Here is a 21,602-nt window from a genome sequence, read left to right on the forward strand (position 1 = left end):
GAACAGGCCCTCAGCCGGCGCGCAGCTCGTCGAGGAGCGCCCGGGCTGCCTCGAGCGAGCCGTCCTCCGAGACGGACTTGTCGAGCATCAGGCGCGCTTTCCGGCGGTCGCCGGCCGCGAGCGCCATCGCCCCGAGGTGGTAATAGGCGAGCGCCCGCGCGGCGGGCGTCGTGCCTCCCTCGCCGGGCTCGGGGGAAATCTTCATCAGGGTGACCGCGCGGTAAGCGCGCGCGGCGATGTCCTCTTCCCCCAGCCCGAGCGCGCTCTCGCCGAGCTCCATGGCGAGCTCGCCGTTCTGAGGATCGTTCTCGAGCGCCCTCGTGAGCGCCGTGAGCGACTCGTGCAGATTCCCCTCGGCGTCCTCGATGCGCGCGACGCGGTGGTAGACGGCGCCGAGGTGCCGCGAGCGGCGCCCCTTGGCAGCCACGATGAGCTCGGCGGTGACCGCGCGCGCTTCCCTCGAGTCGCCCGCGGCGATGAGCGCGTCGACGAGCAGCAGGGCGACTTCGTTATCTTCCGGGCGCAGGGAGCGCGCCTCCCGGAGCGCCGCGGCCGCCTGCGCGGCGTCGCCGACGTCGAGCAGGAGGCGGCCAGAGGCGACGAGGAGCGTGAAGCGGCCGGCCACGTCGGAGGCCGCGGCGGCGTCCTCGAGCGTGATGGCGGCGAGCTCGCGGTTCGCGCCGATCTCGGCGTAGAGCGCGCGCAGGCGGTCGCGGATCTCGGCGTTGCCCGGCGCGGCGCGGCGCGCGCGCTCGAGCCCGCCGCGGGCGTCGCCCAGGTGGCCCGCGCGCGCGCAGGCGCCGGCCAGGAGGAGCGCCGTGGCGACGAGGGCGTCGCCCTCCTCGAGCGCGATGAGCCTGCGGTAGACGGCGCTCGCGGCGTCCCACCGCGCGGCGGACTCCTCGAGGCCGGCGAGCGCCTTGAGCGCAGCGCGGTCCTTGGAGTCGGCGTGGAGCAGATCGCCGAGGTGGGCGCGCGCGCGCTCGACGTCGCCCGAGCGCGCGAGGATCTCGGCGAGGCGCAGCCGGAGCGCGCGCGGCGAGGCGGCGCCCGCCCCCTCCGCCGCGGCCTCGCTGGGCGCGCCCGCAGCCTCGGCCTCGGCGGACCGCGCGCCCGCGTGGTCCGCGCGCGCGAGCGCCCGCTCGAGCTCGGCGACGAGCTCGGCGGCGTACTCGGCGCCGCCGAGCGCGTAGGCGCGCTCGAGATCCGCGAGGGCGCGATCGCCCTGGCCGAGCGCGCCGTGGACCTCGGCCCGCGCGCGGTAGAGCCACGGGTCGTCCGGGCTCGCCTCGAGCGTCGCCGTGAGCGCGCGGGCCGCGCGGGCGTGGTCGGAGACCGCGCCGCACGCGTCGATGAGCGCGATCAGGACGTCGCGATCCCCGGGCGCGACGCGGAGGGCGCGCTCGAGGAGCTCGGCCGCCGCCGCGGCGTCGCCCGCGCGATCGCGGAGGATCTCGGCGGCGCGGCAGAGCGACTCGACGCGCGCCTCGTCGGCGTCGGCGACGTGCGCCGTGAGCACGTGGAGCTCGGCGAGGGCGTGCCAGGCCTCGCGGGCCGCGTAGCGCGACGCGAGCTCCTCGCGGAGCCGGTCGTTCGTGGGGCAGACGGCGTACCCGGCCTTGAGGGCGGCCTCCGCCGCGGCGTCGTCGCCGCGCGCGCCGTGCAGCTCGGAGAGCTCCAGGGCGAGCTGGGCCGCCTCGCCGCCCTGCTCGGTGCGCAGGAGCTTCTCGAGCGCGTCGGTGAGGTCGTCCGCGTTGTCCCGCTTCCGGCTGAGGCGCACGAGCGCGCGGAGCACGTCGCGGTTCGCGCCGTCCCAGTCCGCGGCCCCGAGGTAGACGTCGCGCGCGCCGCGATCGTCGCCGCGCTGCTCGAGGAGGGCGCCGAGGCGCATCGAGAGCGACGCGATCGAGGCGACGTCCGCGCGATCCTTGGCGGCGTCGAGCTGCAGCGCGAAGAGCTCGCCGAGCTCGTCGGTGCGGCCGGCCTCCTCGAGCATCGTGGCGAGGAGGATGGCGGCCTCCACCTGGGTCGGATCCTCGTCGAGGATGTCGCGGAGCAGGGCCGCCGCCTTCTCGGGCGACCCCTGCGCGAGGAGGCGCGCGCGCTCGAGGCGCAGCGCGCAGCGCTCGGAGAGATCGTCGACCAGGGGCGCCGTCTCCTCGAGCAGCGCGGCGAGGCGCGCGGCGTCACCGCTCCGCCGGTACACGCCGGCGAGGGGCGTCCAGATCTCGCGCTCGGCGGGCTCGCGGGCGCGGAGCTCCTCGTAGAGGCGCGCCGCGCGGACGAGGTCGGCGAGCGGGCCGGCGGCGAGCTCCGCGGCGTGCAGGAGCAGCGCGCGCTCCTCCTCGGGCGCCGAGGCGCGCGCGGCGCGCTCGGAGAGCCACGCGGCGGCCGCGAGATCGCCGGCCTCCTCGCGGAGCTCCGCCAGCGCGACGAGCGCCCACGCGGAGCCGGACGGATCGGACGAATCGGACGAAGACCGCGCGCCCGAGCCGACGATGCGCTGCAGGATCGACTCGGCCAGCTCGCGATCGCCGAGCGCGCGCGCGGTGCGGACGGCCTCCTCGAGGACCCCGGGGCCCTCGACCTCGGCGAGGAGCAGCAGCGCGTCCACGAGGGCGCGCGGCCGCCCGCTCTGCCGGGCGAGGCGCTCGAAGAGGCGAATCGCCCGCGGGTTCCTCGGATCGGTGCGGAGCGCGTCGCGCAGGATCGCCTCGGCCCGGTCCGGATCGGCGTGGAGCTCGAGCGCCTCTTCGAGGAGCGAGATCGCCTGATCGACGTCCGCCGCGTCTGCCGCGAGCAGCGCGGCCAGGCGGTACCGCGGCCCGGCGCGATCCGCGCCGCCCGCGGCGGCGGCCGGCGCGTCGGCGAGGCCGATGCGCTTGCGGAGGACGTCCGCCTGCGCGGCGCGGTCGCCGAGGCGCTCGTAGATGGCCTCGAGCGAGCTCCACAGCTGCTCGATGTCGGCGCCCGCGTCGCGGCCCGCGCGGTCGTGGAAGGGCGCGCCGGCCGCGATCTTCGCCTCCGCGCGGCGGTAGACGGCCGCGGCGCGCTCCTGATCGGCCGGCGAGAGCTCCAGGGCGCGGCCGAAGCGGAGCAGGAGCGCGACCTCGTACGGCTCGGAGGCCGCCCGGGCGACGAGCCGCTCGACGACGTCGACGTACCGCTGCGTCTGGCCCGAGCGGCGCGCGAGATCGAGGGCGGCGTCGTGCGCGGCGCCCGCGCCCGGCGTGAGATCGAGGACGCGCAGGCGGGCCGAGAGCGCGAGCTCCGGGCGATCGAGCGGGCCTTCGTAGAGCGACGCGAGCTCGCCGAGCGCCGCGGCGGCGTCCTCGGCGGGCTCGAGCGCAGGGCCGGCGAGCCGCGCCTCGAGGGCGCGCGCGAGCAGGTCGTGGCGCCCGCGGGCGCGCAGGGCGGCGAGGAGCTTCTCGTGCTCGGCGTCGCTCTCGCGCGCCGCCTCGAAGGCGGACTCGACGTACTCCGCCTCGCGGTCGGGCGCCCCCTGCCGGCGCGCGATCTCGCCGAGCGCGAGCAGGACCTCGGCCCGGCTGAACGAGGTGGCCGACGGGAGACCCACGCTGGAGCGCGTCGGCGGCATCGTGCTGCGCCGCGCGCCGACGAGCCCCTCGCCGTCGTCGCGGGGCCGGCGCGCGACGAGCAGCAGCGCGCGGTAGGCGCGGTGCGCGCGCTCGAGCTGGCCGTCCTCGAGGGCGAGGCCGGCGAGGCCGTGGAGCGCGTCGGGGTGCGCGGGGTCGACGCGCAGCGCGAGGTCGAACTCCGCCATCGCGCGGGCGCGATCGCCCGTGGCGAGGGCGACGCGGGCGAGCTCGTAGTGGACGAGCGCGCGCTCCTTGGGGCGGCGGGCGCCGAAGTCGGCGATGATCCCGCGCAGGGCCGCGGTCGCGTCGTCGGTCCGGCCGGCGGCGGAGAGGGCGCGGCTCCGCGCGAGGCGCAGCGAGAGGTCGTCCGGCGCGAGCGCGATGGCCTCGTCGAACAGCGGGATCGCGGCGGCGGGCGAGCCGCCGCGCGTGAGGTAGAGGTCCGCGGCCTCGCGGAGGAGCGAGAGCCGGGCCGGCGCCTCGTCGGCGCGCGCGGCGTCGCCCGCGATGAGCGCGGCCAGGGCGCTCCACGCGCCCGACGCGCGGTAGAGGTACGCGAGCCGCTCGCGCAGCGGCGCGGGCTGCGCGGCGCGGGGCAGCGCTCGCTCCAGGGCGGCGCGGGCGCGATCGGGCTCGCCGGCGGCGAGGTACGCGTCCGCGAGGCGGAGCGCGGCCTGGTGCAGCTCCTCGGGCCCTGCGCCGGCGCAGAGCCGCTCGAGCGCCTCGGCGGCGGCCGCGTGCTCGCCGCGGCGCGCGAGCAGCCGGGCGAGGGCGTCGAGCGCCTCGACGGACCCGATGTCCGCGGCGCGGCGGTAGCTCGCGATCGCGCGCTCGGGCTCGTTGAGCTCGTGCTCGGCGAGGGACGCCGCCTGGAGCCAGAGCTCGGCGGCCGCCCCGCCGGCGTCCGCCGACCCGCGCGCGGCCGCCTGCTCCTCGCGGAGCAGCATGAGCTCGCGGTGCAGCCCGCCCGCCTCGAGGAGCGAGGCGAGCCTGTCGACCGACGGGCCGTGCCCCGGGCTCTCGGCGAGGTTCCGGCGGAGCAGCGCGATCGCCTCGGACGCGCGCGTGGCGCCCGCGAGGAGCTCCGCGGCGTCGTAGCGGAGCGCGACGCGGCGCTCGAGATCGCCAGAGACCTCGATCTGCAACTCGCGCAGGCGCACGAGCTCCTCGCGCCGACCGGCCGCCCGGAGCAGCGCGGCGAGGCTCTCGCCGACCGGCTCGTCCGTCGGATCGTCCGCGAACAGCCCGCCGTAGAGGGCGATCGCCTCGCCGGGCTCCGCCGCCTCGGCGGCGACGCGCAGCAGCCGGCGCCGCTCGCTCGACGCGAACGGGAGCGCGGCGCCGCGCCGGCACAGCGCGACGATCTGCGGCCCGTCGCCCGCGCCCGCGAGCATGCCGACGAGCGCGTCGATCACCCAGAGAGCGGCGCGCGAGGCCGGCCACGCGCCGGGCCCAGGGGGCTGCCCCTCCTCGTCGCCGAGGCGCTGCACGGCGATCTCGAGGAGCTCCGCCGCGATCTCGCGGGCCCGCGCCGCGTCGCCCGCGTCGCGCGCCGCCTCCACGGCCTCGCGGTAGAGGGCGAGGTCGTGCCCTGTCGCCGCGGCGAGCCGGAGCAGCGTCGGGACGAGCGATGGCCCGCGCCGTCGCCGCAGGAGCTCCGCGAGATCGAGCAGGATCGCGCGGTTCGCCGGGTCGTGGAGGAGCGCGCGCTCGAACGCGCGCTCGGCGGCGTCCTCGTCGGCGCGCGCGTCGCGGTGCCAGCGGCCCACGCGGGCCGTGAGGTCGCGGAGCGTGGCGGCAGGGACGTCGCCGCGGCGCTCGAGCTCGGGCAGCGCGTCGGCGATCGTGTGCCAGCGGCCCGCGAGGTCCGTGAGCCGCAGGAGGCCCTCGGGCGGCTCGGCGCCGGGCGACAGGAGGAACGCGCGGAAGGCGAGATCGAAGGCGCCCTCCCGGTCGTCGCCTCGCTCCTCGAGGAGCGCCGCGGAGGCCTTCAGGATGGCGACCCGCTCGGCGTCCGTCCCGGCCGCGGCGAGCCGCGGTTCGAGCAGCGCGATCTGGCCGCGCCAGTCGTCCGCGTCGGCGCAGATCTCGAGCAACGCGCCGACGGCGGCGACCAGCGCGCCGCGGTGCTCGGCCGACGCCGGGTCGATGCGGCGGAGCAGCTCCTCGAGCCCCGCGCGCGGCGTGGGCGAGCGCGCGGCGCGCTCGTCGCCGCCGTCGGCCGCACCGCCGCCGCCCTCGCCGCCCGCGCGGCGCGCGTCGCGCTCGGCCTCGTGCGCGCGGCGGTAGCCCTTCACGGCGAGCTCCCACGCGAGCGTGCGATCGCGGTGCGTGTCGCCGAGGCGCTGGAAGAGCTCCACGCTGCGCGCCGCGCCCGCCCCGCCGGGGAGCGCGCCGGCCGCGGACGCCTCGACCTCGAGCAGCGCGACGAGGTCGCCCCAGCGCTCCGCGCGCGTGTAGAGCGCGGCCAGCGCGTCCCCGCTCTCCGGGTCTGGCGCGAGCTCCTCGCGGATGCGGCGCCACGTGGCGATGGCCTCGTCGGCGTCGGCGAGCTCGCGCTCGAAGAGCCGCGCGACGCGCCCGAGATCGCGCCGGCCGCCCGCGCCGCCGCGCACGGCCGCGCGGCGCTCCAGCACGGCCGCGAGCTCGCGGTACCTCCCGCCCTCCTCGAGGAGCGCCGCGAGGCCGTCGAGCGCCGCGAGATCCTGGCGGTCGTCGACGAGGCGCGCCGAGTACGCCGCGATCGCCCGCGCCTCGTCGCCGAGCCGCGAGGAGGCGAGCCGCGCGAGCTCGCCGAGGGCCTCGCGCCGCGCCGCCGGGTCCGTCTCGATCGCGGCGAGCGTGTCGAGCACGTCGCACCGCTCGGCGACGCGGTCGCCCTCCGCGAAGAGCCGATCGAGCGCGCGGGCGGCGTCCCGCGCGGCCTCCGCGTCGCCGCTCGCCTCGGCGAGCGAGAAGAGCCGGCGGAAGAGCGCGATCGCCCCGTCGGCGTCGCCGAGCCGGTCGCGGCGCAGGAGCGCGGCGTCGCGCACGAGCGAGAGCGCCTGCCGCGCGTCGCCGGCGCGCGGCTCGGCCGCGGCGAGGACCTCGGCGAGGCGGTCGTGCCGGCCGAGGCGCTCGGCGAGCTCGGCGAGCTCCGCGCGATCGCCGGCCTCCGACGGCCTGAGCTCGACGAGCTCGGCGAGCCGCGCGAACGCGCCCGGCTCGTCGCCGAGGGCGTCGCGGCGGAGCCGCACGATCTCGCGCAGCAGCGCCGGGCGATCGCCGACGTCGGCGCCCTCGAGCTGGATCTCGAGCACGCGCACGAGGTCCGTGGGCCTCTTCTCCTCGCGGTAGCGCTTCGCGAGCAGCGCGGCCGATCGCTGCCGCGCGCCGGCCTCGCCGGGCGCCTGCTCGGGCGGCAGCGCCCCGAGGATCCGCTCGAGCAGCGCGAAGGCGTCGACGGAGCGCGGCGCCGCGCGGACGGCGCGCGGCTCCGGGGGCGCGTCGAGGAGCTCCTCGACCACGGGGAGCGCCGACGCGGCGTCGCCGACCCCCTCGATCCAGAGGAGCGCGACGCGCTCGCGGAGCCGATCCGCCGCGTCGCCGGAGAGCCTCGGCAGCTCGGCCGACAGGAGATCGATGAGCGGGCGGTGCCTGCCGTGCCGCTCGTAGAGCCGCTCGAGCGCGGCGCGGGTGCGCGCGTCGTCCTGGAGCGGGAGGAGCTGCTCGAGGTAGCGCATCGTGCGCTCGCCGTCGCCGGCGAGGTCGCGCGCGACGGCCGCGGCGTCCTCCAGGAGGAAGACGCGCTCGTCGGCCGCCGAGGTGCGCTCGAGCATCGCGTCGTAGAGCGCGAACAGGTCCTCCCAGCGCTCGGCCGCGTTGTAGGCGAGCTTCAGCCGCTCGAAGCCCCAGAGCGAGCCAGGCACGAGCTCGACGAGCCGGCGGAGCAGCGCGAGGGCGGCCTCCGGCGCGTCGAACCACTCCTCGTGGTGCTCGACGGCCCGCCGGCCGATCTCCTCGACGATGTCGGGCGGGAGCGCGGCGCCCGCGTCGAGCGCCGCGGCGTGCGCGGCCGCGACGCGCTCGGGCTGCTTCGCCCGGCGGCCGAGCTCCTCGAGCCGATCCCAGAGGTCGAGCTCGCCCGGCAGCTCGGAGACCGCGCGCAGGGCGACGTCGAGGCCGCGCGGCGCGTCGTGGTCGTGGTGCTCCAGCAGGCGCTCGAACCAGCCGCGGCGGACGGCGGCGCGCTGCGCGGCCGCGAGGCTGCCCGCGTCGAGCGCGGCGCCCGGCGCCGCGTCCGCCGGCGAGCTCGCGAGGAGCGCCTCCAGCAGCGCGACGCGCGCCTCGGCGTCGTCGAGCGCGTCGCACGCGCGCTCGAGGAGGAGCGCCGCGCGCGCCTGCGTCTCGGGGCGCCCGAGCGCGCGCTGCACGATCTCGAGCACCGCTGGCTCGATCGTGCCAGCCTCGATCGCGGGCGCGACCGCGTCGAGCGCTTCCGCCGGCCGATCCAGCCGATCGAAGAGGAGCGTCGCGAGCTCGACGTCGAGCGCGACCCGCGCGCCGCCCTGGCTCCGGTCGCGGCGCACCGCGAGCACCTCCGCCGCGCCCTCGTGATCGCCCACCTCGGCGAGGAGGCGCCCCCGCGCCGCCAGCGCGTCGTCGTTCTCGGGATCCGCCTCGAGCAGCCGGGCGTAGAGCGCCGCGGCCGCCGCGCGGTTGCCGATCTCCTCTTCCCACGCGGCCCACGCCGAGAGCGCCCTCGGGCGCTCGCCCTCGTGCCCGCGCTCCACGAGGAGCGTGAAGAGCCAGCGCCGGTCCACGCGGCGCGCGAGCGTGTCGGGGCTCTGCGCGAGGAACGCGCGGAACGCCTCGAGCGCGGCGGCGTCGCGCGCGCCCGGCGCGGCGTCGCCGTCGTCCTGCGGCGAGAGCAGGCGCCGGTAGACGGACGCGGCGTCGTCCTGCCGCTCGGGATCGGCGGCGAGCACGCGCGCGAGCGCCGCCTCGATCGCCCGGACCCGCGCCGCCGCCTTGCCGGCGGGCGCGCTCCCCTCCCCCTCGGCCCTCATGCGATCGCGGAGATCGAGCGCGGCGTCGACGAAGCGCGGCGTCGCGCGCGCCCGGATCGCCGCGTCCTCGAGCGCGGCGAGCGCGGCGAGCGCCTCGTCGTCGGACGCCGCCGTCTCGAGCAGGACCTCGCAGACGGCCGCGAGCCGGGCCCATGCGCCCTGCCCGCGGTAGAGCGCCGCGAGGCGGGCGGCGGCGTCGCGGTGCTTCGGCGCGACGGAGAGCACGCGCTCGTAGAGCTTCTGCGCCCGCTCCGGATCCGCGAGCGGCCCCTCCGCGAGCCCGGCGGCGCGCTGCCAGGCCGTCACCGCGGCGTCGAGGTCGCCCGGAGCGGCCTGCGCCGCCGGGGCGTCGGGCGCGTCGGGCGCGTCGGACGCGTCGGACGCGCGGATGCCGAACGCCGCGAGCTCGCCGAGGCGCTCCAGCCAGAGCGCCTCGTCCTGCGGATCGCCCGCGGCGGCGACGCGCCGCTCGAGCACCTCGCGGAGCAGCGCCGCGTCGCCGGCGGACAGCGCGAGCGCCTCCATCGCGGAGAGCGCAGCGCCCTCGAGCGCCGCGCCGCTCGCGAGGATCGCGCGGTAGTGCGCGACCGCGCTCGGGACCTCCCCGCCCCTCGCCGCCGCGTCCGCCATGCGCAGCTCGTGGGCGACGCGCGCGTCGGGCGCCACGCCCGGGAGCCGCTCGGCCAGCGCGCCGTAGAGCGCGCCCCACGCGCCGCCCGCCGCGTACGTCTCGAGCAGCGCCTCGTACGCCGCGTCGTCGCCCGGGTCGTCCTCGATGGCCGCGCGGTACGTCGCGGCCGCCCCGGCGAGGTCGCCGACGTCGCGGCGCTGGATGGTGCCGATCGCGTGCAAGAGCTCCCGCCGCCGCGCGGGCGCGCACGGCTGCGCGAGCGCCTCGCGGTAGAGCGCGAGCCGCTCCTCGGGGCTGCCCTGCTCGCGCAGGAGCGCGTCGACGCGCGCGATGAGCTCGAGCGACGAGGGCTCGAACGCGAGCGCGCGGCGGTAGAGGGCGAGCGCCTGCGTCACGTCGCCGCTCGCGAGCAGCGCCTCGCCCGCGCGCCGCGCGAGGTGCGACAGCGCCGGGCTGTCCACCGCGCGATCCCCGAGCGCCCCCGCGAGCGCCGGCGCGCGGCGCGCGGACTCGCTGCCGTGCTCCGTCAGCCGCTCGACCTCGGCGACCCACCGCGCGAGCCTCTCCGGCGCGTACGCGGTCGCGAGCGAGAGCCCGCGCGCCGACAGATCGAGCGCCTTCTTCGGGTCCCTGAGCTCGCGCTCGGCCACGGCGGCCGCCTCCTCGAGCGCCGCGAGCCTGCCCGACACGTCGGCCGGCGTCGGCGCGGACGCGCCGGGGGCCCACGCGACGGGCCCGAGCTCCGCCTTCGTCTCGAGCACGCGCACGAGCAGCGGCGCCGCCTTCTCCGCGCGCGCGATCGGCTCCAGCACCGCGCAGGCCGCGAGCCGCTGATCGTCGGTCAGCAGGAGGTGGGAGCTCTGCCGCGACGACTCCGCGCCGGCGGCGCCGTTGCCGGGGGGCGCGCCCAGCATCTTCTCGACCGCGAGCCGGCTCGATCGGTCGGCCGGATCGAGCGCGAGCGCCTGGCGGTACGCGGCGATCGCGCCGGCCGGATCGTCGAGCCGCGCCATGCGGATCGCGCCGATCCGGGCGAGCACCGAGGCGCGCTCCTGCCCGGCCGCGAGCTCTGCCTCGGCCTCGAGGAGCGCCTCGAGCTCGGCCCAGCGCCGCTCCTGCTCGAGCAGCGGGATGAGCCGCGCGTGCGCCTCGCGCGACGCCCCGAACGCCGCGAGGTAGCGGCGCCATGCGGCGACGGCGGCGGGCAGATCCGCGAGCCGGGTGCGCAGCTCGGCCGCGCGGAAGGCGAGCTCCCGGGCCGCGCGGCGGTCCGGCTCCGCCTCGGCGCGCCGCTCGAGGACCCACGCGAGGCCCTCGTGCGCCGAGGTGGCCTCGTACAGCCGCTCGAGCGCGGCGAGCGCGCCCGGCTCGCGCGAGGAGCCCGACTCCGCGAGCCTGCGGTAGGCCGCGATCGCGCCCGCGGCGTCGCCGAGCTCCTCCTCGTAGAGGCGCGCGAGCCGCTCCGCCGCGGCCTCGCGCGCCTCGGCCTCCGGCTCGGCCCCGGCGAGCCGCTCGAGCGCGCCCGCGAGCCCGCGCGCGTCGCGCTCGCGCTCGCAGAGCTTCGCGAGCCCGCGGGCGGCGCGCCGCACGGCCGCGTCGTCGGGCTCGCCGTCGAGCGCCTGCTGGAAGGACGCGCGCGCCTTCCTGCCGTCCCCGAGGCCCTCGTACAGCTCGCCGAGCTCGGCGGCGATGCGCGCCTTGAGCGGCTTCTCCTTGGCGCCGGACGACGCGCGCACGAGCACGCGCGCCGCGTCGGCCTGGCGGTCGAGCGCCGACGCGAGCGCGACGAAGCGCTCGCGCACCGCCTCGTCGGACGGGTCGACCGCGAGGATCTGCTCCGACAGCGAGAACGCCGACGCGAGATCGCCGAGCCGCTGGAACTGCAGCTCGACGAGCCGCTTCTGCACCTCGACGCGGCGCGGCCCGCGCAGGTTCTCGATCTGGAGGGCCATCATCCGCGCCGCCTCCTGGGCGTCCCCGCGGCGCGCGTGGGCCGCCTCGAGCGCCGCGGCCGCGCGCACGAGGACGGTCTTGCGCGCGAGCAGGGCCTCACCGGCGCGGAGGGCGGCCTCGTGGTCCGGGTTCTGCGCAAGCACCTCCTCGACGTGCGGCAGCGCCCGCTCGATCTCCTTGAGCGGGCCGCTGTAGAGGTCGATGAGCCGCGCGCGGATCTCGAGCGCGTCGGGCGGCGGCGCCTCCGCGGTGAGCGCCTGCTCGAGCATCCTCGCGATCTCCTGGTGCCGCCCGGCGCGCGCGTAGCGCGCCTCGAGCTCCCAGCGCGCCGAGGAGTCGCCGGGGTCGACCTTGAGGATCTGCTGGAGCAGCTTGATCGCGCGCTCCTCGTCGCTCGCGCCGTTTCCGCTGACGTCGACGAGCTCGAACGCGCGGTGGAGCAGCGACAGCTGCTCGGTGCGGTCCGCGCGGTGGCCCGCGGCGAGGGCGTAGAGGTCCGCGAGCTTCGGCGGCTCGTTCGCCTCCTGGAGGATGCGCTCGAGCCGGAAGAACGCCTCCTGATGCGAGGGCAGCACCGAGAGCGCCCGCTCGAGGTAGGGGCGAGCGCCGCCGGGGTCGCCGAAGGAGTCGGCGAGGAACTCGGCGGCGCGCACGAGGACCTCGGCCTGGGCGGCCTGCGGGAGCATCCCGAACCGCCGCTCGCCGACGAGGCGCTCGTAGGCGAACGCGAGCTCGGAGAACCGGTCGTGGCGGGCGGAGGCCTCGTGGAGCTTCGTCCAGAGCTCGGGGTGCAGGCTCCCCTTGGCCGCCGCGGCCACGAGCACGTCGAGCGCGGCCGCCTCGTTGTCGATCCCCTGCTCGAGCGCGGCTTCGAGGTTGTCGATACGGAACGAGACGCGCGCGCTCTTCGTGTCCTGCTGCATGTGGATCCGGACCTCGGCTGGCGGTGGTGCAAGGGGCCGGCGTGCCGGCGCTGCCGTCGAACCTGCGCCCGCAGTGCGCTGCGGAGCGCTGCCCAAGGTAACAGGAGCGTTTCCCAAATGGGTAAATGGGCTCGTGGACGGGGCCCTGGCTCGGGCGGGAGGCCCGATCGTCGCGGGCGGCGGCCCTGCGCGGCGCGGGAAGCGCGTGAGCGTGAGGGAGGGTGGAGTCGAGCACTGGCGGAGCAGAAGAGAGGAGGAGATGCGACAGCGGTGGCACGCGCGTTCGTCCTGGTGGCGGGCCGCGCGGCCGCGCTGCGGCGCTGATTGCGGGAGGGACGGGCTCACGGAGCTGCTGGGCTCGGCTGTGCGGTTCGGTTGCAGGGCACGCGCGCGCACACCGCCTCGATGGCTGCGGCGCGAGGTGGATCTGAAACAGGGGAGCGGAGCCCGCAGGACCCCCGGCCGTTTGGCCGCCCTCGCCGTCACCGCGAGGAGGGCCCTCTCGCCGCCGCCCGGAGCCCCGGGGCAACCGGCCCGGCAGGCGTCCTACGCCTCACGCGCGCCCCGCGTCGCCGCCGCTCAATCCTTGTAGATGTCGAATTGCTCGTGATAGCCCAGCGGATCCCTGCCACGGTAATCCCAATCGAACCATAGCTCGTCGAACTGAGGTTCGATCGTCCCCAGCACCTCTCTCTCGCTCGCGTCATCGAAGACCCTGACCTCCCCATCGACGTGGAAGAGGTTGAAGAGCCTCGGGCGCCCTCTCCTGGACCTGGCGACGACCAGGCCCCGATGATGGTCCGCCCGCTCCAGGACATGGCTGATCGCCTGCGCCAACGACCGCACACGCACCAGGCTGCGCCTGAACCTCCGGTACTCGCTCAGATAGTACTCCACCGAATTGCCGGAGCCGATCCCGTACACCAGCCCGTCCGTCCGATCGACAATCACCGGCGCGTTCCCGAAGAACGTCTCACCGTCTTCCGCGTCACAGATGAAGGAGACCCAGCCAGACTCGAACTCCAGCGGCTCGCCCAGCATGGCCACCTTGCCTTTGCCATAGCGCGCGTCCAGACACTCCTCGGCCAGAGCCTGTGCCGTCGTCACATCGACAGAATGCGTCCTTTGCATCGTGTTCTTGTCCCCCTGTGAGCCAGCTCGAGAGCCTCGGTAAAACGCCACTTCCTCGCCAGCGACAGCGTTGCTTGGCCGCTTCGAAGCTGAGCCCGAAGCGGGCGCGGCGCGAGGCAGCGCCGGCGAGGTGGATCCTCTCGACGACGCGGCTCACGCCGGTCGGTGTCCGTGTAGACCTTCACGAGCGAACAGCACGCGTTCACCGAGCCGCTCGCGCACGCTCGACGCGGGCTCGGCGGGCGCCGGGCTCACGACCGGAGCAGGCGCCGCGCCGCTCGCACCAGGGGGCGCCTGCGCGGGCGGGGCGGCCGCGGGCGGAGCCGATGCACCGCAGGCGAGGACCGAAGCCGCCGCGCAGGACGGGAGGAGAACGGCAGCGAGGCGCATTTTCACGCGCGTCACCGTACAACCATTCCGACTCGGCAGGGCGGGGAAAACGGGATCGCTGGACGCCAATGCCGTCGCAGCGCAATGCCGCTTCGAGCGCCCGGGCGTGGCGCGCGCGACGGTGTCGTTCGCGCGGCGGCCGGCTCCCCGCCGGCTCAGGGCGCGCAGGCGCCGGTGCCGTTGTTCTCCTCGCGCACGCTCTCGGGCGGCCAGTCGAGGCGCTCCACGAACGCCTCGACCTCGCAGCTCGGCAAGCTCTCGTTGCCCATGATCTCGATCCAACCACCGATCGTCCGGGCGCCCAGGCCACGGAGCGTCGCGAGCGAGCGGTTCTCCTCGACGATGAGGCTATCGAGCTCGGCCAGACCCTCGAGTCCGGTCAACCCGAGCAGCGCGTCGTTGTCCTGGATGACGAGCTGGCTCACCCGGACCAGGCCACGCAGAGCGTCGATGTCCACGAGCGATCCGTTGCCTTCGAGCCTCACGACCTCGGTCACGCCGTCGCCCGCGCTGAACGAACCGAGCCCGTCGAGGCTGGTCAGCGCGGGGTTACCGACGATCTCGATCCCGTTTCGGACGTCGCGGAGGCCGCTCAGGTGCCGCAGATCCGTGAGCCGGGGATTGTACGCGATCGACAGCAGAGAGAGAGCCGAGATCTGCTCCACGCCTGTAAGGCTCACGAGCCCGGCGTTATGGCCCAGGGAGAGCACCGACAGCTCGGTCACGCCGGCGAGGTCGGACAGGTCCGCCAGGGAGCCACAATCGGAGATGAACAGCTCTCGCAGGCGCGTCAGGCCGCCGAGATCGATCCTGGTGAGCTTGGGGTTGGAGGTGAAATAAATCGACTGCACTTCGCTCGAGTCCGAGCCGAGGTGCGCGAGAGCGTCGGCGATCACCAGCTCGGGATTCGATTCGATAACGGCATACAGGACACCACGGAGCGAGAGCATGCCCGCGAGCGTGCCCATCGATGAATTGCCGGTGATGATGAGACCGTCGACGGTCTCGAGGCCCCCGAGCCCGACCAGGTGCCGGAGACGCTCGTTCCGCGCGATGGAGATGGATCCCGCGTGGCGGAGCTGGTCGAGGCCGTACAGCGAGGTCAGCTGCGGGTTCTCCGCCAACACGAGGTTCTGGACGGTCGAGAGCCGCGAGACACCGTTCAGCTCGCGGAGCCCGTCGTTCCCGCTGATGGCGAGCTCCTCGAGATCCTCGACGGCCCCGAGGCCGTCGAGGCTGGTCAGCCCGTCGTTGTCGATCACGCTGAGCCGCCCGCTGCGCAGGCTCTCCACCCCGCGCAGCGTCGCCAGCCCGTCGTTGCCCTCGATCCAGAGCTCCCCCTCCTCGAAATTCTCGACGCCTGGCAAGAACAGGAGCGCATCGTTGTCGATCAGGCGGAGCGTCCCCCGGCGGAGGCCCTGAAGCCCGTCCAGCGACACGAGGTGGTCATTGCCCTGGATCAAGAGCACCCCTTCCTCGAGCCTCTCGAAGCCTGACAGAGAATCTAGCTCATCGTTGTCGATCACGTGCACCTCATGTGCGTTCAGCCCGACGCCGGCGACGCTCTCGAGGATCGGGTTCTCACGGATCTCGATGAGTCCTTTGACCTGTTTCAGGTTCGGAAGCTTGCCGAGGCGGAGCAGCGACGCGTTCCGCGCGACCTCCAGCCGCGCCCCGACGACGGAAAGGGAGTCGAGGCCGTCGAGGCTCGACAACAGCGTGGTGTCGCTGATCACGAGGCGGCCCGTGATGGTCGTCAGACACGCGAGCGGGGACAGGTCGGAGACCTCGCCGCCGATGTTGAGCCTGCCATTGAGCCGAGTGACGCCGCGCAGCTTCTCGAGATCCTCCTGGCGATTGACATTCCAGGTCCCGTTTTCCACGCGGGTCGGGTCGCACCCCTGCTCGGCGCCCCCCGCGCCCCCGGCACCTGCGCCACCGGCACCCGCGCCACCGGCACCCGCGCCCCCCGCACCTGCGCCGCCGGCACCCGCGCCCCCGGCACCCGCGCCACCGACGCCCGGCCCGCCACCCGAGGATTGACCGCCTGAACTGGCACTCGCGCCGATCGCCGGGTCGCCCGAGCTCGATGCCGTGGCGCCGGCACCACCAGCCCCTGCCGTCGCTCCGACCTCGCCTTCATCCGCCGACGGTCCCTCGATGTCGAGCGCATCCCGGGCCCCACAAGCCGGAACGAGCGCAATCGCCGCAAACACGCCCACCCACCACGGGTTCCGCATGCCGCGAGGTTGGGCTCACCGCGATCCCGCGTCAAGAACGACCGGGCGCTGGAACTGTGCGGTTACAGCACGGAAATTTTGCAGGAGACGCGAAGCGCGTCATGCCCGTCTCGCTCGTCTGCGACCTCTGATAGGTCCGCTCAGGGTGGCTGTGGAGTCAACGCTGTTCGTCCGGCGCATGGATCATCTGTTGATAGAGCGCCGCGCTTGCAGAAGGGATCGCTTGCGATCTCGCACACGCAGCCTGATCACCACGGGCCGCGGCCCGGGAGCCACGGCGCGCGAGCTTGCGCCGAGCTCGTCTCTGCGCGATCTTCTCGCCATGCAATTCGTCGAGGTGCTCACCAGAGACGGCATCGCCGAGGTCACGCTGAACCGACCGAAGGTCAATGCCATGAGCCAGTCGGTGCTCCGCCAGCTGGCCGACGTCTTCCAGCGGCTCGCGGAGGACGACGCCGCGCGGGGCGTGCTCGTCCGGGGCGCCGGCAACTGCCTGTCTGCGGGTCTCGATCTCCGCGAGGTCGCGTCGCTCGATCGAGAGGGGCTTACAAGCTTCCTCGACGACTTCGACGCCGCGTTCGGCGCCGCTTTCCGTTTTCCGAAGCCGTTCGCCGCCGCCGTTCACGGCCACGCGATCGCGGGCGGGCTCCTGCTCGCGATGTGCGCTGACTTCCTCGCCCTCGGCGCCGGCGACTACAAGGTCGGTCTCCCCGAGCTCGCCGTGGGCATCGCCTTCCCGCGCGTCGCCTTCGAGATCGCCCGCACCGCCTCTCCCCCCCGCGCTCTCCGGAGGCTCGTCTTCGGCGCGGAGCTCCATTCCCCCGCGAGCCTCTTCGACATGGGCGTCGGCGACGCGCTCTCCGCCGAGCCGCTCGAGGACGCGCGCCGCTTCCTCGCCACGGCGTGCGGCCGCCCCGCAGCGGCGTTCCGCCTCGCCAAGGCGAGCCTCCGCAGGGAGGCGTGGGAGCGGGTCGCGGCGCAGCCGACGGCCGAGCGGGAGGCTTTGATGGACGCGCTCCTCTCCTCGAAGCAGGCCTTTCTGCCGGCATGAACGCGCAGCGCGCGGCGCGCAAGGGCTGTCGCTCGCGCTCCTGAGCGCGGAGGGGACACGTCGCTCGAGCTTCAGCGCTTCTTGCGTCGCCCCGGGTTCGATGGGCTGGACGCCACGCGGGCCGCGTCGTGTCGCGCGGGGAGCCGGACCTCTCGTGCGCTCTCGATCAGCGCTCGCACGACGGGCGCGCGTGAATCCTCGGCGCGCCACGTGACGAACTCGCTCAGGTTGAGGTGGAGGCCTTCGATGGGGCGCCACACCATCGAGGCCTGCGAAGCCATGTCCGAGATCTTCTCCCCGGCGAAGGTGACCGCATCGCCGATCGCGACCAGCGCCATGAGCGCCTCGAGATCGATCACCTCCGCCGTCACGTGCAAGGTCACGCCCTGGGCGCGCGCCGCCGTGATGAGGTCCGCGTGGAGCCGCGGATAGAGCTGACGTGGCTGGAGGAGCACGCGCTCGCCCTCGAGGTCGCGAAGTCGAACCTTCTTGAGGCGCGCGAGCCGGTGGTCAGGCGAGAGGAGCAGGCCGAGTCGGTCGCGGGTCATCTCCAGGTGGCCGAGGGCGTCGTCGCTGGGCGCGTAGGCGCCGTAGCCGAAGGCGATCGTCCCTTGCCGCAGCGCCGTCCACTGCTCGACGCTGCTCATGGGGACGAGCTGCAGCCCGACGCGGGGCGTTCGCCTTCGGAAGGCCGCGACGAGGGACAAGAGCGCCCCCATGAAGGTCGTCCCCGATTCGAAGCCGATGACCACGGTGCCGAGCCTCCCTTCGGCGACCCCCTTGGCTTCGTCGACGGCCGCGTCGACGCTCGCCAGGATGCTCCGGGCCCTCTCGGCGAAGGACTTCCCGGCGGCGGTGAGCTTGATGCCACGTCCCTCGGGCTCGAAGAGCTCGACGCCCATCTCCTCCTCGAGGTCCTGCATCTGCCGGCTCAGCGGCGACTGCGAGACGTGGAGCCTCTCGGCGGCCCGCCGGAAGCTCTGCTCCTCGGCGATGATCACGAAATAGCGCAGGTGTCGGAGTTCCATGGGTTCGACCGTTGCCTTGAAGGTATCATACCAGCCAAATCAATGTCTTGGACGGCTCGATACATGAAGCGTACGTAAGCTCTCATGAGCACAACGAGTCCAACGTCCCCCCGCGTGCTGGTGTCCGGCGCCAGCATCTCCGGTCTCACCACCGCCTACTGGCTCGCCCGCTATGGCTTCGAGGTCACCGTGGTTGAACGCGCGCCGCATCTGCGGCCGGGCGGCCACGCGCTCGATGTGCGCGGTCCGGCCCTCGAGGTCGCGGAGCGGATGGGCATCCTCCCCGCGATCCGCGATCGCAGCACGAGGCTGACGGGCATCGCCGTGGTCGACGCGGACGGCAACGAGCTCTTCCGCAGCACCGAGAGCACGTTGACGGGCGGCCGGCTCGACAGCCCTGATGTCGAGATCCTGCGGGACGACCTCTGTCAGGTGCTTCACGAAGCCGTTGGGAGCCGGGTCGAGTACGTCTTCGGCGACTCCATCGCGTCGCTGACCCAGGACGAGTCGGGCGTCGACGTCACGTTCGCCACCACTACGCCGCGCCGCTTCGACCTCGTGGTTGGCGCCGATGGACTGTATTCGGGGGTGCGGCGGGTTGCCTTCGGCCCCGACGAGCAGTTCCTCCGTGCCGTCGGCGACCTGTACGTCGCCACCTTCGGCATGCCGAACTTCCTCGGCCTCGAGCGCTGGCAGGTGATGTACCGGCAGCCTGACTCCGTGGGCGCGCTGGTCATGGGGTTGCGGAGGGATGTGAACGCGAGGACCTACCTCGGCTTCAACGCCCCGGAGGGGCTCGCCTACGACGCTCGCGACATCGACGCGCAGAAGCGGATGCTGGCCGAGCGCGTGGCGGGCGCTGGATGGATGATCCCGCAGATCGTCGAGCACATGATGCGCGCGACCGACTTCCACTTCTACTCGCTGAGCCAGGTCCGCACGAGCACCTGGTCGCGCGGGCGCATCGTGTTGGTCGGCGATGCTGGCTACGCCGTCTCTCTGGGCACGGGTCAAGCCACCTCGGTCGCGATGGTCGGCTCCTACGTCCTGGCTGGTGAGCTCGCCGCGCACAGGGATGATCTGGTGAGTGGCATCGCCTCGTACGAGGACGATCTGCGCGCCTACGTGACTCGCAATCAGGACATCGCGCTGGAGCAGGATGCCAGGCAAGACGGACCGCCGACCGAGGACGCGATCACGGGCGGCCTACCGGATTTCGGAGCGCTGACGCTGCCGTTCGCGCTCAAGCCCTACGAGGGTCTGGTGAGGCGCTCATGAAATCCATCAGCCGTGAACGCGGCCGGGACCTGCGCGACGGGAGCAGCCGGAGGTCGCATCAGGGGAGCGGCCCCCACAGCGTGCCGCAAACTCCACCCGTGTAGTTGATGCGGTCCACGTATCCATACCCCGTGACTGGTGTATCGGGACACTGGTATCGATTCGTGCCGATCGAGGTCGGGCTCTGGGACGACGGGGAGCCGGTACCCCAATCCCCCCCGGGCGTGCTGCACCGGATCGTCGCCGGCGAGCAGAATCCCTGGCCACTGCTCGTGACGCACTGGACCCCCGTCGCGACCTTATCGCTGGGGCAATCGGTCGTCCAGGCGTGGTTCGTCGTGGACGATGGACCGGGCGTACAATAGATCCGGAACTGGGATCGAGACGAATTGCTCTCCCAGCGGGTCGCGAAGCTCCCGTTCGCGCACGTGGGCGAGACGATGGGGGTGCATCCGCCGATTCCGCAGCTCCCCGACGACCACTCCGTCCAGCCCGACACCGTCGAGGCCAACGTCGCGTCACCGGTCTCCTCCGTGCCGTCCGACGCATCTCCGTCTGACGCGTCCATCGCGCAGCTCGCATTGACGAGGGCGACGCACGCGAGGAACGCTGTTGCCAATGACCCTGTTCGCATGTTCTTCATCCTTTTGCTGTTGTGGGTGTGATGCCTGCCAGCGGCTCGTCCGCTTCGATGGATGCGGCTTGCCCGCGTCGAGGGGGAAGGAGGGTGAGCCGATCGAAAAATGTCGACTCGCTTGCGACGGCACGCCGCAACGCGCGCCGATTGATGCCACGTCGGATCGCGCCATGCGCCGCGGCTGCGCCGATCAGCTCGTCACAGACGGCGTTTCACGTCACCTATCCCGTGACTGCATCTCGCTGATCGGAGTCTAGTGTGCAGCATCGCAAAGCGCAACATCTGTCCTCACCAATTCCGTGCACCCGATGCCGGCGCGCGATGGTCTGACATCACATCATGGAATCATCCAGCACGGGAGTGCGCGTTCATCCTCCTCCCCGGCGCAATCTACTCCTGTTGCAATTGGATTGTTCTACTGTCCTCCGTCGCGTTGCGCCTCACGGCAGGCCGAGCGTCCGATGGCCGGCCACTGGCCCGCTTCGGCCGGCCGGAGCGGCGCTCTCATGGCTGGCGCGCGACCCCCCGTAAATCGCGCAAAGCGGCTGTACGACTCCCCGCAACTCGCCGTCCAGATCGAGCCGCCCCGTCACTTGCCCCGCGTCTTCGCCGCCTTCTGCCGCCGCACCATCTCCGCGATCCAGACCGGCGCGAACGGCGGCGTGCAGCCAGGCGACGCCGGGTAGTCCTTGAGCACCTCGAGCCGCTCGCCGATGGCCACTGCGCGGGCGCGCAACCCGGGGTTGTGGATGCCGATCTCGGCAAGACAGTGGTTCATCGACCACTGCTTCGGGCCCGGCGCCGCCTTCATCTCCGCCTCGATCTGGTCGAGCAGCGCGGAGAGATCGAGGCCGGCTGGGCTCTTCACGACGCGATCCGTCGTCAGGCTCCAGCCGGCGCGCCCGACCAGCTCGCTCGCGGAGTCCTTCCAGCGGACACGCAGCTCCTCGACGTGGCGCGACGCCTTGACCACGTTGACGAGGAACCAGTCGAGGAGCTTGGGATAGCCGATCTCCCGGACCATCGCGTCCAGCTCGTCCGCCGACAAGGACTTTGGCTTGAACACGAGCGTCGCCAGGAGGCGGGCGTCTGGGTCCCCGGTGCGCCACAGCTCGCCGGCCAGGGCGTGGTCCGTCTTCAGCTGCTTCGCGAGCGCGCGGAGCTGGGTGAGGTTCACGCCGTGGGCGTCTCCCGCGCGGGCGTTGACCTCGCGCATCTTGTCATTGCTCAGCGCGGCGAGGTCCCGCATGACGTTGGTGAGGTCCATGGCCTCGAGCTAGCCGTATCCGCGGGCGCCGTCCAGCGGCGCGGCGTCGCCTCGGGTCGCGACGCGGACTGGTCGTTGAACCAGCGTCGTTGTTCCAGGAGGGCCGGCATGCCCCCGCGAGGACGACTACAGCGGGGAGCAGGATTCGTGGGATACGGGCTCAGCCGCTAGGCAGACGCGTGAGGCGTACGAAAGTACGCCGCAGGGGGCGCTCGCATCGCGGCGCCGGCACATCGCCGCGAGCAGCGGTGCCACAATCTATCATTCACACCAAAAGCGCGGGCCAGCTCGAGGAACCAACCGACTTCCTCAGCAGGGTGGCGTACGATACTCCAGCACTCGCGCTGCGCGGGGGCAGTGGGGTCAGCATGCATTCAAGCCACGATCGCCAGCGGCCAGCGCACCGCCAGGTCAGCGGCTTCCTCA

General features: G+C 74.2%; 9 protein-coding genes. 4 read left to right on the plus strand and 5 right to left on the minus strand.

What is annotated here, in order from left to right:
- Window positions 1–10 precede the first annotated feature (10 nt).
- The 3 genes from WMF29_RS34990 to WMF29_RS35000 form a co-directional block, all read right to left on the minus strand.
- Window positions 11–12,154, minus strand: a complete 12,144-nt coding sequence (locus WMF29_RS34990) for a tetratricopeptide repeat protein (protein ID WP_437324443.1) — start codon at window positions 12,152–12,154, stop codon at window positions 11–13.
- A gap of 579 nt (window positions 12,155–12,733) precedes the next feature.
- On the minus strand, window positions 12,734–13,285 hold the full coding sequence (locus WMF29_RS34995) for a hypothetical protein (RefSeq protein WP_437324444.1): 552 nt from the start codon (window positions 13,283–13,285) through the stop codon (window positions 12,734–12,736).
- A 545-nt stretch (window positions 13,286–13,830) separates the two neighbouring features.
- Window positions 13,831–15,558, minus strand: coding sequence for a leucine-rich repeat domain-containing protein (locus tag WMF29_RS35000; RefSeq protein WP_437324445.1), 1,728 nt, complete (start codon window positions 15,556–15,558; stop codon window positions 13,831–13,833).
- Window positions 15,559–16,237: 679 nt separating this feature from the next.
- Between WMF29_RS35000 and WMF29_RS35005 the strand changes: the two genes are divergently transcribed.
- A complete protein-coding gene (locus WMF29_RS35005) occupies window positions 16,238–16,966 on the plus strand; it encodes an enoyl-CoA hydratase/isomerase family protein (protein ID WP_437324446.1) in 729 nt (242 codons plus the stop codon).
- Window positions 16,967–17,037: 71 nt separating this feature from the next.
- Here WMF29_RS35005 and WMF29_RS35010 read toward each other — a convergent pair whose 3' ends face one another.
- Entirely contained in the window at window positions 17,038–17,994 is a 957-nt protein-coding gene (locus WMF29_RS35010; protein WP_437324447.1) for a LysR family transcriptional regulator, read from the minus strand.
- Between the two features lie 84 nt (window positions 17,995–18,078).
- Here WMF29_RS35010 and WMF29_RS35015 point away from each other — a divergent pair, with 84 nt between their 5' ends.
- From WMF29_RS35015 to WMF29_RS35025, 3 genes are all read left to right on the plus strand, one after another.
- Complete coding sequence (locus WMF29_RS35015) at window positions 18,079–19,272, plus strand: FAD-dependent monooxygenase (RefSeq protein WP_437324448.1); 1,194 nt, start codon at window positions 18,079–18,081, stop codon at window positions 19,270–19,272.
- Window positions 19,273–19,403: 131 nt separating this feature from the next.
- Window positions 19,404–19,637, plus strand: a complete 234-nt coding sequence (locus WMF29_RS35020; RefSeq protein WP_437324449.1) for a hypothetical protein — start codon at window positions 19,404–19,406, stop codon at window positions 19,635–19,637.
- Window positions 19,638–19,700: 63 nt separating this feature from the next.
- The gene (locus tag WMF29_RS35025; RefSeq protein ID WP_437324450.1) at window positions 19,701–19,937 is read left to right on the plus strand and encodes a hypothetical protein; all 237 of its coding nucleotides are present in this window, start codon (window positions 19,701–19,703) and stop codon (window positions 19,935–19,937) included.
- A gap of 561 nt (window positions 19,938–20,498) precedes the next feature.
- Here WMF29_RS35025 and WMF29_RS35030 read toward each other — a convergent pair.
- On the minus strand, window positions 20,499–21,176 hold the full coding sequence (locus WMF29_RS35030; RefSeq protein WP_437324451.1) for a DNA alkylation repair protein: 678 nt from the start codon (window positions 21,174–21,176) through the stop codon (window positions 20,499–20,501).
- Window positions 21,177–21,602 lie beyond the last annotated feature (426 nt).

This window comes from Sorangium sp. So ce381, assembly GCF_051473845.1.
Taxonomy (GTDB): Bacteria; Myxococcota_A; Polyangia; order Polyangiales; family Polyangiaceae; genus Sorangium; species Sorangium atrum.

What these genes read in the sequence shown, in the direction of transcription:
- WMF29_RS34990 (WP_437324443.1), bottom strand. Translation starts at nt 12,154, where the DNA reads ATGCAGCAGGACACGAAGAGCGCGCGCGTCTCGTTCCGTATCGACAAC.
- WMF29_RS34995 (WP_437324444.1), bottom strand. Translation starts at nt 13,285, where the DNA reads ATGCAAAGGACGCATTCTGTCGATGTGACGACGGCACAGGCTCTGGCC.
- WMF29_RS35005 (WP_437324446.1), top strand. Translation starts at nt 16,238, where the DNA reads ATGCAATTCGTCGAGGTGCTCACCAGAGACGGCATCGCCGAGGTCACG.
- WMF29_RS35010 (WP_437324447.1), bottom strand. Translation starts at nt 17,994, where the DNA reads ATGGAACTCCGACACCTGCGCTATTTCGTGATCATCGCCGAGGAGCAG.
- WMF29_RS35015 (WP_437324448.1), top strand. Translation starts at nt 18,079, where the DNA reads ATGAGCACAACGAGTCCAACGTCCCCCCGCGTGCTGGTGTCCGGCGCC.
- WMF29_RS35030 (WP_437324451.1), bottom strand. Translation starts at nt 21,176, where the DNA reads ATGGACCTCACCAACGTCATGCGGGACCTCGCCGCGCTGAGCAATGAC.